The organism is Bradyrhizobium sp. IAR9 (assembly GCF_013408065.1).
Taxonomy (GTDB): domain Bacteria; phylum Pseudomonadota; class Alphaproteobacteria; order Rhizobiales; family Xanthobacteraceae; genus Bradyrhizobium.
The window spans coordinates 284,306-298,207 of record NZ_JACBZW010000003.1 but is presented as its reverse complement, the minus strand read 5'-3'; the positions used below and the strand labels follow the sequence as shown (position 1 = coordinate 298,207).

Here is a 13,902-nt window from a genome sequence, read left to right as displayed (position 1 = left end):
TGGCGATGATTGTGCATGCGAAGACTCTCTCCGTTCCCTCCCCCCTTGTGGGGGAGGGTCAGGGAGGGGGGTAGCCGCGGATGCCGCACGCAGTTGTGAACGAGCGTCAGCGCAGCCGGGCGAAACAGCTTCGCCGGTCGATGACGCGCGCCGAAACACTGCTGTGGCGCTACTTGAAGGCTAACCGCATGGATGGTGTTGGCATTCGTCGTCAAACGCCAATCGGAAACTACATCGCCGATTTCGTGTGCTTCTCGTCGAAGCTCATCATCGAGCTCGATGGAGAGTCCCACGATTTCGAGCAACGTCAGAGGAAGGATGAGCGTCGCGACGCTTTCTTCGCAGCCGAGGGCTTTCAGGTTCTGCGCTTCACCAACGATCAGGTGATGTCGAACCTTGAGGGAGTTGTTGAGGCAATTCGCCAGGCAACTTCAGCCGGAGCCCGCGGCTCACCCCCCTCCCTGACCCTCCCCCACAAGGGGGGAGGGAACACTAGCACTGACCAAAGTAACTCCACCGACAAGAGCCGAGGCACACAGCCATGAAATTCACCCTCTCCTGGCTGAAGGATCATCTCGAGACCGACGAGCCCTTGGACAAGCTCGCCGAGAAGCTCACCATGATCGGGCTCGAGGTCGAGAACATCGAGGACAAGGCGAAGGCGCTGAAGCCTTTCACGATTGCGAAGGTGATCTCGGCCGAGCAGCATCCGAATGCGGATCGCCTGCGCGTCTGCATGGTCGATACCGGTGACGGCGGCGCGCCGGTGCAGGTCGTCTGCGGCGCGCCGAATGCGCGTGCGGGTCTCGTCAGCGTGTTCTCGCCGCCCGGCACCTACATTCCCGGCAAGGACATCACGCTGGGCGTCGGCACCATCCGCGGCGTCGAGAGCCGCGGCATGCTGTGCTCGGCGGCCGAGCTGCAGATCTCCAACGACCATGACGGCATCATGGAATTGCCGGCGGATGCGCCTGTTGGCGCCGGCTATGCCGAATGGGCCGCGCTTGGCGATCCCGTGGTCGAGATCAACCTGACGCCGAACCGGCAGGACTGCACCGGCGTGCACGGCATCGCGCGCGACCTTGCCGCCGCCGACATGGGCAAGTTCAGGGATCCCGCGATCAAGCTGATCAAGGGCGAATTCCCTTGTCCCGTGAAGGTCACGGTCGAGGATTCCACGCTGTGTCCGGGCTTCGCGCTGCGCCTCGTTCGCGGCGTCAAGAACGGTCCGTCGCCGGAATGGCTGCAGAAGCGGCTGACCGCAATCGGACTGCGCCCAATCAACGCGCTGGTCGACATCACCAACTTCATGACCTACGACCGCGCGCGGCCGCTGCACGTGTTCGACGCCAGGAAGGTGAAAGGCAATCTCGTCGTGCGCCGCGCGCGTGACGGCGAGACGCTGCTGGCGCTCGACGGTCGCACCTACAATCTCGATCCCGCCATTTGCGTGATCGCGGACGAGCACGGCGTCGAATCGCTCGCCGGCATCATGGGCGGCGAAGCCTCCGGCTGCGACGATGATACCACCGACGTGCTGATCGAATCGGCGCTGTGGAACGAGATCAACATCGCCCAGACCGGCCGCAAGCTCGGCATCAATTCGGACGCGCGCTACCGCTTCGAGCGCGGCGTCGATCCGGCCTTCATGGTGCCGGGGCTGGAGCTGGCGACCAAGCTGGTGATGGAGATGTGCGGCGGCACGCCGTCCGAGACCGTCGTGGTCGGCAAGGCCTTTGGCGACGACCGGGTGATCGATTTCCCCGTGACCGAGGTCAAGCGTCTCTCCGGCATCGAGGTGCCGCAGGTCGAGATGAAGCGCATCCTGACCCATCTCGGCTTCATGATGGCGGGCCCCGGCCCGGTGGTGAAGGTCGCGGTGCCCTCGTGGCGCACGGATGTGCACGGCAAGGCCGACATCGTCGAGGAGATCGTCCGCATCTACGGCGTCGACAAGGTGCCGATGACGCCGTTCGAGCGCGGCGAGGACGCGCGCAAACCGGTGCTGACGCCGCTGCAGCTGCGCACCCGGCGCGCCAGGCGCGCGCTCGCGAGCCGCGGCATCATCGAAGCGGTGACCTGGTCCTTCATCACGAAGTCCGCGGCAAAATTGTTCGGCGGCGGCCAGCGCGAGCTCGAAGTCGCCAACCCGATCGCGTCTGATCTCTCCGACATGCGCCCGACGCTGCTCGCGGGCCTGATCGCGGCCGCACAGGCCAACGCCAATCGCGGCGTCAGCGATGTCGCGCTGTTTGAAGTCGGCCAAATTTTCAAGGGCGATCGCCCACAGGATCAGTTCATGGCGGCGAGCGGCGTGCGCCGCGGCTTTGCCTCTTCTGAAGGTCTTGGACGGCACTGGTCGGGCTCGGCCCAGGCTGATGTGTTCGACGCCAAGGCGGACGCGCTGGCTGTGCTGGCTGCGGCCGGTGCGCCGATGCAGGCGCTGCAAATCGTCGCCGGCGGTCCGGCATGGTTGCATCCGGGCCGTTCCGGCACGATCCAGATCGGACCGCAGAACGTGCTCGGCCATTTCGGCGAGGTACATCCCAGAGCGCTCGAGGCGCTCGGCGCCGACGGCCCGCTGATGGTGATCGAGGTGATCCTCGACCGTATTCCGGAAGCGAAGAAGAAGCCGACCCGCGCCAAGCCACTGATCGAGCTCTCGGCATTCCAGCCCGTCACGCGCGACTTCGCCTTCATCGTCGATCGCACCGTGAAGGCGGGCGACATCGTGCGCGCCGCGCAGGGTGTCGACAAGAAGCTGATCACCGGCGTGAACGTGTTCGACGTCTACGAGGGCAAGGGCATCGACGACGACAAGAAGTCGATCGCAATCGCGGTGACGATCCAGCCGCGCGAGAAGACGCTGACCGATCAGGAGATCGAGGCTGTCGCGGCGAAGGTCGTGGCCGAGGTCACGAAGAAGACCGGCGGCACGCTGAGAGCATGATGCCGAAAAGTGCGAAGCGGGTTTCGGACAACATCATGCTCCGGAAATAAAGCATGACCCTTGCGGACTTCCTTCCGAAGGACGTCAGCCTCACCATTGCGATGGCGCTCTGCGCCGTCGCCTTCGTTTCCGGCACTGCACGCGGCTTCTCGGGCTTCGGCTCGGCGCTGATCTTCATGCCGCTGGCAAGCAGCATTGCTGCGCCACGGCTCGTCGCCGCCTTGCTTCTGGTGATCGATTTCGTCGCGGCGGCGCCGCTGCTGCCGGACGCGTGGCGGAAGGCGGACCGCAAGGCGACCGCGGTGATTGTACTGGGCGCGCTGGTCGGCGTGCCCGTCGGCACATACTTTCTCAGCGTACTCGAACCCGTCACCACGCGCTGGATCATCTCCTGCTTCGTCGCGGCGCTGTTGCTCCTGCTGCTGTCGGGCTGGCGCTATCGTGGCAAGGACCACACCTGGCTTTCGGTCGGCATCGGCGGCCTCTCCGGCTTCTGCAGCGGTCTCGCGCAGACCGGCGGCCCGCCGATCGTCGGCTACTGGCTCGGCCGCCCGATCGCGCCGATCGTCGCGCGCGCCAACATCGTGCTGTTCTTCGGCGCGTCTGACTTCTTCTCGATGATCAGCTACGCGGCCACGGGGCTGATCAGCCGCGAATCGCTCGCGCTCTCGCTGATCGTCGGCCCGGTCTATGCGATCGGCGTCGCATTCGGCGCCTCGCTGTTCGGCCGCGCCAGCGAGCGGGTGTTTCGCGCGATTTGCTATGGTCTGATCGCGATGGCGGTGATCGCGGGACTGCCGGTGCTGGACGGGGTGTTGCGCTGATTATCTCCGCTGTCGTCCCTGCGAACGCAGGGACCCATACCGCGTGATCTATCGATAAGACACAAGTGACAGTCCCGACGACGATCTCTCAACTGCGAGGCATCGTCAAACGTCTCCCTGTGGTTATGGGTCCCTGCGTTCGCAGGGACGACGGCGGAGTGTTTGGCGGCTTGACTGGCTTACTGCCGCGGCACGCGGCGCTTCTTCGTCGACTGCGTCGGCACATCCGCCGAATCGTCCTTGAGCGCACCGATCTTGCGCAAGGCTGCGTCCGCGGCGCGTTCGCCGCTTTCCCAGGCGCCGTCGACGGTGCCCCACAGCGTCTCGTGCGTAGCTTCGCCGGCGAGGAACACATTGCCAATCGGCTCGCTCAGGATTTTGCGCGACAGCTGACCGCCAGGGGAAGCCGCCGACATCGCACCCAGGACGTGGGGCGAGGCGTTCCAGCGCGTAGCGCTGGTCTTCCCGATGGCAGCCGCAGCCTCGCTACCGAACAATTTCGTGATCCATTCCCTGGCGAAGGCGACCATCGCCTTCTCACCCTGCTCGGAGAGATCGCGGCCGAACGCGCCGCCAACGTCGATCGAGCACAGCGAGGAGCCGCCGATGTTGGCGAACATCAGCGCCGTGCGTGTCGAATTGCTTTGCTCGATGAGGATATCGTCGCGCGACAGGCCGAGCGGATTGCCGGGCAATTGCAGCACGATGCGATCATAGCTGCCGAGGCCGAGCTTCGACGCCGCGTCCAGCGTGCGTTTGGGAATGTCGGGCGTGAACTTGATCGCGCCCGATGTCAGCACGTTGGTCGAGACCGTGACGATGGCGGCGCGTGCGGCGATCTTGCCGGCTGGCGTCTCAACGCTGACGTCGCGGTTGCTCCAACTGATGCGGCTCGCCGGCGTCGACAGCGCCACCGGCGCCTGCTCCCCGAGTTTGGTGATCAGCGTGCCCAGACCCTGACGGCAGGCGATCGCCGCGTTGCGATCCTGCGCGCGTCCCTTATCGATCGCGGACAGATCCTTCAGGTCCTTGCCGGCAAAGCCCGCGCCCAGCATGAACTCGGCCGCGCCGGCCCAGTCGCCGAGATCCTTCGGCAGCACGGAGGCGCAAGAGGTATCCAGCTTAGCCCGCGAGGCATCGTCGATGGCGCGGTTGGCGCGCACCAGCGCCGCCAGGAATTGCTCGGTCTCGCCCGCGCGCGCGTTACGGCGGCCGATGCGCATCTTCTGGCCCGATGGCGCCGGCAGCACGTCCAGCCCGACACTGCGCGCCAGCCGGATCATCGGATTGGTGTCGGGATTGTGCATCCAGCGTGCGCCGCGGTCGAACGACACCTCGAAGGTTGTGCTGTCGGTGATACAGCGGCCGCCGACTTGCGATGCCGCTTCCATCACGACGACCTTGCGGCCCGTCGCCATGATGCGCCGCGCCGCAGCGATTCCCGCGGCTCCCGCACCGATCACGACGATGTCGGCCTCGCGCGGCAGGGGCGCGGCGGATGCGCGCAGGACCGGCATCGCGGCAAGGCCCGCCGACGCGACAAGGAAACCGCGGCGCGTGATTGTCATGTCATGGTTTCCGAGGACTTGCGGCGAACGGGAACAGTCAGCGAACCTTGCCGCATCTGATGTTGCACGGCAACCATCATGGTGAATCAATCGTGCTTGATGTCACGGAGTGATGAACCGAATTGCAACACGTTTCGACCATGATAGAGAAGGGAAAAAGACGGCCGCAAAAGGCCGTGGGGGGAGTTGGAAATGGGGACGGTCCTAGATTCAGTCGGCAAGCTGATTGCCGCGTACCTCTCCAAGGAGGTGCCGGGCTACGAGCCGTTCACGCCGAGTGACCCGGAGCACCTGCGCGGCGTGATCGAGCCCGGCGACGTGCTGCTGGTCGAGGGCAACAACCGCATCTCCGGCATCATCAAATATCTGACGCAGTCGACCTGGTCGCATGCCGCGCTCTATGTCGGCCCGGTCGAGGGCGCCGCGGAGCCTGACGGCGAACCGCATGTGCTGATCGAGGCCAATATCGGCGAAGGCGTCACCTCGGCCCCACTGTCGAAATATTTCCCCTATCACACCCGGGTCTGCCGCCCGGTCGGGCTGTCCTACGAGGACCGCACCACCGTCTGCCGCTATGCGATCAACCGCATCGGCTTCGGCTACGACACCAAGAACATCGTCGACCTCATGCGCTTTCTGTTCCCGTTGCCGGTGCCGCAGCGCTGGCGGCGACGCATGATCGCGATCGGCTCGGGCGATCCCACCAAGATCATCTGCTCGGCGCTGATCGCACAGGCGTTCGACGCGGTGCGCTATCCGATCCTGCCGAAGATCACCAAGGCCGGCAGCCGCGCGGCCCGCCGCGAGATCCTGCACATCCGCGATTCCTCGCTCTACATGCCCCGCGACTTCGACATCTCGCCCTATTTCGAAGTCGTCAAACCCACCATCGTGCACGGGTTCGACTACACCGCCCTGCACTGGGCCGACAAGCAGAAGCCGCTCGAGGAGGTAGCGGGCACATTCAGTGTGTTTCCAGAAACGATCAGTGCGCCGCCGCTCGTTCCTGAGGCGGTTGACCAAGAAGCGCCGGCTGAAATTCCGGCTGCGCAAATGAGTGAGTGCCTTGCGGGGACGTCTGAACGCGTTCCCGGGCATGTCCCGCTGCTGAAGAAGCTGGCGATGTACCGCCCGAGGCGCCGTGGCCGGGTGCGCGAGAGGGCGGCGTAACGGCTGTCGTCCCTGCGAAAGCAGGGACCTATACCGCGTGATCTATCGGCTGCGCACGGTAGAAATCCGGAACTCCCAGTCTTCGTCAAACCCTTCCCTGGGGTTATGGGTCGTTGCGTTCGCGGGGACGACGCCTGTGAGTGTGGCGCGAGCACCTCAGCAACCGTCATTGCGAGGAGCTCTTGCGACGAAGCAATCCAGACTACTTCCTCGGGGACAGTCTGGATTGCTTCGCTCGCAAGGACGGGAGTAAAGACCTACCGCTCCGCCCGCCCGATCACCGCCATCAGCTCCGCGATCTTCTCGCGTTGGTCGGCCTTGTCGCCGCTCGCGATCGCGTGCTCGACGCAATGGGCGACGTGGTCCTTCAGGACCTCCTCCTCGACCCGGCGCAGTGCGGCTCGCACCGCCGAGATCTGCGTCACGATGTCGATGCAGTAGCGGTCCTCCTCTACCATTTTCGAGAGGCCGCGAACCTGACCTTCAATCCGGCCGAGGCGTTTTCCGACAGATGCCTTGATGTCCTTGCGCATGGGGTCTATATACCCCTACCGGGTATGGGTTGCAAGTCCCGAGGGTACAAGGCCGGAGCAAGGCAATGAACGAACACAGGCATCATCAGGGCGCGGACGGGCATTCCGGATGCGGTTGTTCCGGCAAAACGGGAGCGGCCAAGTCGGAAGCGACCAAGCCGGCGGCCTCCTGCTGCGGCGGGCACGGCGATCATGCCGGCCACGACCATCATCACGCGCATGACCATGGCGATGCGGTCAGCAAGGTGCACGATCCCGTCTGCGGCATGATTGTCGATCCCACGACCTCGAAGCACCGCTTCGACCATCACGGCGAGACCTTCCATTTCTGCTCGGCCGGCTGCCGCACCAAGTTCGCCGCCGATCCCGCAAAATATCTCGCCAAGGACAAGGCGCCCGAGCCGGAGATGCCCGCGGGCACGATCTACACCTGCCCGATGCATCCGGAGATCCGCCAGGTCGGACCCGGCAGCTGCCCGATCTGCGGCATGGCGCTGGAGCCGGAAGTGGCAAGCCTGGAGACCGGTCCCAACCCCGAGCTCGCCGACATGACGCGGCGGTTCTGGATCGGCGGCGCGCTGGCACTGCCGGCCGTGGTGCTCGAGATGGGCGGCCATCTCGCGGGCCCGCACAACTGGATCGATCAGACGCTGTCGAACTGGATCCAGCTCGCCTTCGCCACCCCCGTGGTGCTGTGGGCCGGCTGGCCGTTCTTCGTTCGCGGCTGGCAGTCGCTGCTGACGCGCAACCTCAACATGTTCACGCTGATCGCGATGGGCACGGGCGTTGCCTATGTCTACAGCATCATCGGCACCGTCGTGCCGCAGATCTTCCCCACAACGTTCCGCGGCCATGAGGGTGCGGTCGCCGTCTATTTCGAGGCGGCTGCCGTCATCACCGTGCTGGTGCTGCTCGGCCAGGTGCTGGAGCTGCGCGCCCGTGACGCAACCTCCGGCGCGATCAAGGCGCTGCTTCAGCTTGCGCCGAAGACCGCACGCCGCGTCGATGACGACGGCAGCGAGCACGAGGTCGAAATCGACGCGCTCCATGCCGGCGAACGTCTGCGCGTCCGTCCGGGCGAAAAGGTGCCGGTCGACGGCGTGATCCTCGAGGGCCGCTCCTCGCTCGACGAATCGCTCGTCACGGGCGAATCCATGCCCGTCACCAAGGAGAGCGGCGCGAAGGTGATCGCCGGCACGCTGAACCAGTCGGGCAGCTTCATCATGCGCGCCGACAAGGTCGGACGCGAGACGCTGCTGTCGCAGATCGTGCAGATGGTCGCGGACGCGCAGCGCTCGCGCGCGCCGATCCAGCGGCTGGCCGATCAGGTCGCGGGCTGGTTCGTGCCGATGGTGATCGTCGTCGCCCTCGCTGCCTTCGGCGCCTGGGCCTGGTTCGGACCTGAGCCGCGGCTGGCCTTCGGTCTCGTCGCCGCCGTCAGCGTGCTGATCATCGCCTGCCCCTGCGCATTGGGCCTCGCAACCCCGATGTCGATCATGGTCGGCGTCGGCCGCGGTGCCCAAGGCGGCGTGCTGATCAAGAACGCCGAGGCGCTGGAGCGGATGGAGAAGATCGACACGCTGGTGGTCGACAAGACGGGCACCCTGACCGAGGGCAAGCCCAAGGTGGTCGCGATCGTGCCGGCGTCAGGCTTTGCGGAGGATGACATCCTCAAGCTTGCCGCCAGCGTCGAGCGCGCCAGCGAACATCCTTTGGCCGACGCGATCGTGCGCGCAGCCAAGGAGAAGCAGCTCGCCCTCGGCCAGGTCGAGCACTTCGACTCGCCGACCGGCAAGGGCGCCACCGGCAAAGTCGACGGCAAGACCATCGTGCTCGGCAATGCCAGGTATCTGACGTCGATCGGGATCGACACCAAAACGCTCGACGCCGAGGCCGAGCGGCTGCGCGGCGATGGCGCCACCGTGATCAACATGGCCGTCGACGGCCGGCTCGCCGGCCTGTTCGCGATCGCCGATCCGGTCAAGGCCTCGACCCCGGAGGCACTGAAGGCGTTAGCTGCCGAAGGCATCAAGGTCATCATGCTGACAGGCGACAACCGCACCACGGCGGAAGCGGTGGCGCGCCGGCTCGGCATCGCCGAGGTCGAGGCCGAGGTGCTGCCGGATCAGAAGAGCGCGGTGGTGACGAAGCTGCAAAAGGCCGGCCGCAGCGTCGCGATGGCCGGTGACGGCGTCAACGACGCGCCGGCGCTGGCCGCCGCGGAAGTCGGCATCGCCATGGGCACCGGCACGGATGTGGCGATGGAGAGCGCCGGCGTGACCCTGCTCAAGGGCGACCTCGTCGGCATCGTCCGGGCGCGAAAGCTGTCGCAGGCGACGATGAGCAACATCCGGCAAAACCTGTTCTTCGCCTTCATCTACAACGCCGCCGGCATTCCGATCGCGGCCGGCATCCTCTATCCCGCCTTCGGCGTGTTGCTCTCGCCGATCATCGCCGCGGCGGCGATGGCGCTGTCCTCGGTGAGCGTGGTCGGAAATGCGCTGCGGCTGCGGGCGACGCGGCTGTGAGGACACTGCGTAGCCCGGATGGAGCGCAAGCGAAATCCGGGGGTCTTGCCCGCAAATTGGTACCGTCCCGGATTGCGCTTCGCTCCATCCGGGCTACGGTTCACGGAACACAGGCGAGGCACGCGGGGAATATCTGATGCAGCGAATTACCATCACGATCGAGGACGATCTGTTGGCGGAGATCGACGCGGCGGCGGAAGCGCGCGGCTACCAGAACCGCTCCGAGATCATCCGCGACCTCGCCCGCGCCGGCCTGCAGCAGAGCACCGAGGACACCGCGCAGACCGGCCAATGCGTGGCCGGTCTCGTCTATGTCTACGACCACGCCGCCCGCGATCTGTCAAAACGCTTGGTGCAGGAATTCCACGGCCATCACGACCTCGCGCTGGCAACGCTGCACGTCCATCTCGACGACAACAATTGCATGGAGATGACGGCGCTGCGGGGGTCGGCGGATGAGGTCAAGCATTTCGCCGACCATATCATCGCCGAACGCGGCGTCCGCTACGGCCGCGTGGTGATGATCCCGACCGGCGAAGGCAAGGCGGTGAAGGCGCGAAAGCATGGGCACCGGCACGAGTAGGCTATTCTAGGAAAGCGTAGCGGCTCTTACCCTCCCCTGGAGGGGGAGGGTCGATCGCGCGCAGCGCGAGCGGGGTGGGGTGACGGTCTCTCCGCGTCGAACAGTGCCCGTGAGGAGGGTAAGCAAGGGCTCGCGCCGCGTTTGCGGCCGTCAGCAGCGCGGCAATTCCTCCCTTGCCGAAGCCGCATTGGGTGTCTACCTCTCGCGCAGTGTTTACCTCAGAGGGCCCCTCCGATGCTGGATGCCGCCGTAAAGGCGCTGTCGCAAATGATCTCGCCGCCGATGCGCTCGATCCTGTGGCGGTCGATCGGGCTTGCGCTCGTGCTGATCACCGCGCTGGCGATCGGCTTGCAGCGGCTGCTCAGCTGGTTTGCGACCCATGGCGAGGTCTGGTTGGAAGGCCTGCTCGGGCCGGGCTGGCACACCTCTCTCGAGGTCTTGTCCTGGATCGTCTCGATCGCGGCGGGCCTCGGCGTCGTGTTCGGCGGCGTCTTCCTGATGCCCGCGATCACCTCGCTGGTGGCGAGCCTGTTCGTCGACGACGTCGCCGACATCGTCGAGCGCGAGCATTATCCCGCCGAGCAGCCGGGGCTCGCGCTACCGTTCAGCCAAGCCATTTTCGAGGGCATCAAGACCGCGCTCCTGACCATCCTGGTCTATCTGATCGCGTTGCCGTTGGTGCTTTTCGCCGGCGCAGGCTTCCTGATCTTCTTCATCGCCGCCGCCTGGCTGCTCGGCCGCGAATATTTCGAGCTCGCCGCGATGCGCTTCCGCTCGCCGGAAGAGGCCAAGGCGATGCGGCGCGACAATGCCGCCACCATCTTCACCGCCGGCCTCTTCATCGCCGCCTTCGTCTCGATCCCGATCGTGAATCTGGCGACGCCGATCTTCGGCATGGCCTTCATGGTCCACATGCACAAGCGGCTGTCGGGCCCGAGGCCCGAGCTGATCGAGCCGGCGCGGCAGATGCGGTAACGCGCTCTACGTCACCTGCACGCCGCACTTCCGCAGCACCGTCTTGGCGAAGCCGAACGGCGCTGGCGTGAACGGGCCGGGCGGGGCGCGGGTGATGAGTGCGACAACGCCGAGCGCGGCTATCGCGAGCCAGAAGCACAGCCAGAAGCCGTCGATATAGGCGAGCACATTGGCCTCGCGCTGCACGATGCCCGCCAGCGTGCCGAGCGCGCGCGGCTGCGCCAGCCCGGCACCGTGGGCAGCGAAGTGATCGGCAAGCTGCTTCAGGACGCGGACCACATCGACTTCGCCGACGCCGAGGTTCTGGCCGAGATAGAAGGAATGGACCTGCTCGCGCACGCGCAGCCATGTCCCCATCAGCGCCACACCGATCTCGGCGCCGCCGAGCCGCATGATCTGGATATAGGCGGCAAAGGAAGTGGCGCGGCTCGGATCGGAGTTCGACAGCAGCGTGATGATCAGCGGCAACAAGGTCAGCGACTGCCCGATCGCCTGGAGCAGCACGATGCCGACAAAATCCTCGCGCGCCCAGTCATGGGTGAGCTGCGTGCCCCAGAGATTGGCGGCGGCGAAGCAGGCGAAACCCATGACAATCACGGTGCGCGTATCGAAATGCCTGAGCAGCCAGATCGAGAGCGGCACCAGCACGAACATCGGCAGCGCGCCATAGGTGAGCAGCAGCATGCCGCTCTGCTCGGGCCTGAGCAGGGCGATGGCGGCAAGGAAGTTCGGCACCAGCGAGGCGTTGGACAGGCTGGTCAAGGTGTAGAGCAGGATCAGGACCAGTCCCAAGCCGATATTGCGCGCGAACAAGACGTTCACATGCGCCCAGGGTTGCCGTACCAGCGACTCGTTGACGAGAAAGCCTGCGAACAGCACCGCGCCACTGGCGAGCAGCGCCATCACCGTCCCCGAGCCGAGCCAGTCCAATCGATTGCCCTGATCAAGCCCGGCATAAATCATCGAAACGGACGCGCCGAGCAGCAGCATGCCGCCCCAATCGGCCTCGCGCAGCAGCGCGCGGTTCAGGGGCTCGTTCGGCGTACCGAGATAGACCATCAGCCCCATCAGGGGCGCGATCACGACGCTCTGCCAGTACAGCCATTGCCAGCCGAGATGGTCGACATAGAAGCCGACCAGCGAGCTCGAGGTATCGAGCGCAAAGCCGACGCGGATCGAATAGATCGAGATCGCCGGCAGCCACCAGCGGATCGGCAGATTGCGGAACACGATCATCAGCGTCGCCGGCACGAAGGTGCCGAGCAGGAGGCCATGCACGACGCTGAGCGCGAGCAGCGTTGGATAATCGTGCACGAAGGGAAGGATCAGCGAGACGACGGCATAGATCAGGCTGGGAATGCCAAGCACGCGGCGTAGCCCGAACACGGTCGCGAGCCATGCCACTGCGGGCGCGATGAAGATCTGCGAGCCGATGCCGGCGGTGGAGAGCCAGGCGCCCTCGTCGAAGCTGAGCGAGAACGCGCCTCGCAAATCGGGCAGGCCAACCGTGGTTAGCCGGCTGTCGAAATTGGCGAGGAAGGAGCCGAGCAGCACCGCGGCCACGGCGAACAGCGGCTGCGGCGCAACGCCGCCGCGCGAGAGCGGTCCGCGGTCTGTGTCGTCATTTTCCGCCATTGCCGGCCTTGGTGTCGATGCTGGTGACGACCGACATGCCCGGCACCAGCCGCGCCAGCAGCGGCTGGCCGTCGTCGAGCTGAATCCGCACGGGAATGCGCTGCACGACCTTGGTGAAATTGCCGGTGGCGTTATCAGGCGGCAGCAGCGCGACCTGTGATCCCGTCGCCGGCGCGATGCGCTCGACCTTGCCGCGCAGCGTCTCGCGCGGAAAGCTGTCGACGGTGATCTCGACCGGCTGGCCCGGCTGCACATGAGTGAGCTGGGTCTCCTTGTAATTCGCGATCACATAGACCTGCGGCAGCGGCACCACGTTGATGAGATTGGTGCCGATATTGACGTAGTCGCCGGGTTGCACCTGGCGCTCGCCGACCACGCCGTCGAACGGCGCTGTGATCCTGGTGTAGCCGAGCTTGAGCTTCGCACCCGCCAGCGTTGCCTTGGCCGCTGCGACATCGGCGGCGCGCTGCTTCCGGGTGCCTTGCAGGACTTCGAGCTGGTGCTGCTGGGCGGCGATCACGGCGCGGCTCGCGCGCACATCGGCCTGCGCCTTGGCGTAAGCAGCCACCGCCTGCTCGAGCCGCTGCCGCGTGCCGGATTCGGTCTGCGACAGCGATTGTTGACGTTCCTGCTCCTGCCGTGCCTCGACCTCCATGGCTTCGGCGGAGAGCCGCGCCGCCTGCGCCTGCGCGATCGTCGCATATTGCAGCTCGACCTGGTTGGCCAGATTGTCGAGCGCGGCCTGGGCGGCGGCGACCGAAGCTTCGGACTGCGCGACCTGGGCCTCGTAATCGGCGGGATCGATCTGGATCAGGAGATCACCGGCCTTGACGCGCTGGAAGTCGGTGACGGCGACGGTCAGCACTTCGCCCGAGACGCGGCTCGAAAGCCGTGTCAGCTCGGCGCGCACATAGGCATCATTGGTGGTCTGAATCACCGCATTGCCGACCCATTCGTCGAAGCGCAGCGTCGCCAGCGCGACGAAGCCGAGCGCGATGATCACAGCGAATAGCGGGATCGCGAACCGGCTCCACAGCGAAGTCGCCGGCCGCTGCGTCGGCTTCGGTGGTGGGGCAGGCGTTGCGGCGGCAGCCGGGGGCGGGACTTGTTCCTGTTGACTCACGATTTTACCCCAA

At 65.7% G+C, this 13,902-nt stretch carries 11 protein-coding genes; 7 read left to right on the top strand and 4 right to left on the bottom strand.

Annotation, left to right across the window (positions count from 1 at the left end):
• The first annotated feature begins 80 nt into the window (after positions 1-80).
• From GGD67_RS10440 to GGD67_RS10430, 3 genes are read left to right on the top strand one after another with little or no spacing between them, the layout of a single operon-like run.
• Entirely contained in the window at positions 81-545 is a 465-nt protein-coding gene (locus tag GGD67_RS10440) for an endonuclease domain-containing protein (protein ID WP_179732531.1), read from the top strand.
• Positions 542-2,950 carry a phenylalanine--tRNA ligase subunit beta gene (pheT, locus tag GGD67_RS10435; RefSeq protein WP_179732529.1) on the top strand — a complete coding sequence of 803 codons (2,409 nt, stop codon included), beginning with the start codon at positions 542-544 and terminating at the stop codon, positions 2,948-2,950. The genes GGD67_RS10440 and pheT overlap by 4 nt, the downstream gene beginning before the upstream one ends.
• Positions 2,951-3,003: 53 nt before the next feature.
• On the top strand, positions 3,004-3,774 hold the full coding sequence (locus GGD67_RS10430) for a sulfite exporter TauE/SafE family protein (RefSeq protein WP_179732527.1): 771 nt from the start codon (positions 3,004-3,006) through the stop codon (positions 3,772-3,774).
• A gap of 179 nt (positions 3,775-3,953) precedes the next feature.
• Here GGD67_RS10430 and GGD67_RS10425 read toward each other — a convergent pair whose 3' ends face one another.
• Positions 3,954-5,342 (bottom strand): NAD(P)/FAD-dependent oxidoreductase, encoded by a 1,389-nt coding sequence (locus GGD67_RS10425; protein WP_179732526.1) that lies wholly within the window; start codon positions 5,340-5,342, stop codon positions 3,954-3,956.
• 192 nt (positions 5,343-5,534) lie between these two features.
• On the opposite strand from GGD67_RS10425, the gene GGD67_RS10420 reads away from it, so the two are divergent.
• Positions 5,535-6,512, top strand: coding sequence for a YiiX/YebB-like N1pC/P60 family cysteine hydrolase (locus GGD67_RS10420; protein WP_179732524.1), 978 nt, complete (start codon positions 5,535-5,537; stop codon positions 6,510-6,512).
• A 257-nt stretch (positions 6,513-6,769) separates the two neighbouring features.
• On the opposite strand, the gene GGD67_RS10415 is transcribed toward GGD67_RS10420, so the two are convergent.
• A complete protein-coding gene (locus tag GGD67_RS10415) occupies positions 6,770-7,045 on the bottom strand; it encodes a metal-sensitive transcriptional regulator (RefSeq protein WP_007598521.1) in 276 nt (91 codons plus the stop codon).
• 65 nt (positions 7,046-7,110) lie between these two features.
• Between GGD67_RS10415 and GGD67_RS10410 the strand changes: the two genes are divergently transcribed.
• The 3 genes from GGD67_RS10410 to GGD67_RS10400 all read left to right on the top strand — a co-directional run bounded on the left by GGD67_RS10410 (position 7,111) and on the right by GGD67_RS10400 (position 11,131).
• On the top strand, positions 7,111-9,573 hold the full coding sequence (locus tag GGD67_RS10410; protein ID WP_179732522.1) for a heavy metal translocating P-type ATPase: 2,463 nt from the start codon (positions 7,111-7,113) through the stop codon (positions 9,571-9,573).
• Between the two features lie 136 nt (positions 9,574-9,709).
• Positions 9,710-10,156, top strand: a complete 447-nt coding sequence (nikR, locus tag GGD67_RS10405; protein WP_018323485.1) for a nickel-responsive transcriptional regulator NikR — start codon at positions 9,710-9,712, stop codon at positions 10,154-10,156.
• A gap of 234 nt (positions 10,157-10,390) precedes the next feature.
• Positions 10,391-11,131, top strand: coding sequence for a sulfate transporter family protein (locus tag GGD67_RS10400; protein ID WP_179732520.1), 741 nt, complete (start codon positions 10,391-10,393; stop codon positions 11,129-11,131).
• A gap of 6 nt (positions 11,132-11,137) precedes the next feature.
• On the opposite strand, the gene GGD67_RS10395 is transcribed toward GGD67_RS10400, so the two are convergent.
• Entirely contained in the window at positions 11,138-12,766 is a 1,629-nt protein-coding gene (locus GGD67_RS10395; RefSeq protein ID WP_179732518.1) for an MFS transporter, read from the bottom strand.
• Positions 12,753-13,889, bottom strand: a complete 1,137-nt coding sequence (locus tag GGD67_RS10390; protein ID WP_179732516.1) for an HlyD family secretion protein — start codon at positions 13,887-13,889, stop codon at positions 12,753-12,755. Before GGD67_RS10390 ends, GGD67_RS10395 begins: the two co-directional genes overlap by 14 nt.
• Positions 13,890-13,902: the final 13 nt, after the last annotated feature.

Coding starts and splice junctions, on each gene's coding strand:
- GGD67_RS10395 (WP_179732518.1), bottom strand. CDS start 12,766: ATGGCGGAAAATGACGACACAGACCGCGGACCGCTCTCGCGCGGCGGC.
- GGD67_RS10415 (WP_007598521.1), bottom strand. CDS start 7,045: ATGCGCAAGGACATCAAGGCATCTGTCGGAAAACGCCTCGGCCGGATT.
- GGD67_RS10425 (WP_179732526.1), bottom strand. CDS start 5,342: ATGACAATCACGCGCCGCGGTTTCCTTGTCGCGTCGGCGGGCCTTGCC.
- GGD67_RS10410 (WP_179732522.1), top strand. CDS start 7,111: ATGAACGAACACAGGCATCATCAGGGCGCGGACGGGCATTCCGGATGC.
- GGD67_RS10420 (WP_179732524.1), top strand. CDS start 5,535: ATGGGGACGGTCCTAGATTCAGTCGGCAAGCTGATTGCCGCGTACCTC.
- GGD67_RS10400 (WP_179732520.1), top strand. CDS start 10,391: ATGCTGGATGCCGCCGTAAAGGCGCTGTCGCAAATGATCTCGCCGCCG.
- GGD67_RS10440 (WP_179732531.1), top strand. CDS start 81: ATGCCGCACGCAGTTGTGAACGAGCGTCAGCGCAGCCGGGCGAAACAG.
- GGD67_RS10430 (WP_179732527.1), top strand. CDS start 3,004: ATGACCCTTGCGGACTTCCTTCCGAAGGACGTCAGCCTCACCATTGCG.
- pheT (WP_179732529.1), top strand. CDS start 542: ATGAAATTCACCCTCTCCTGGCTGAAGGATCATCTCGAGACCGACGAG.
- nikR (WP_018323485.1), top strand. CDS start 9,710: ATGCAGCGAATTACCATCACGATCGAGGACGATCTGTTGGCGGAGATC.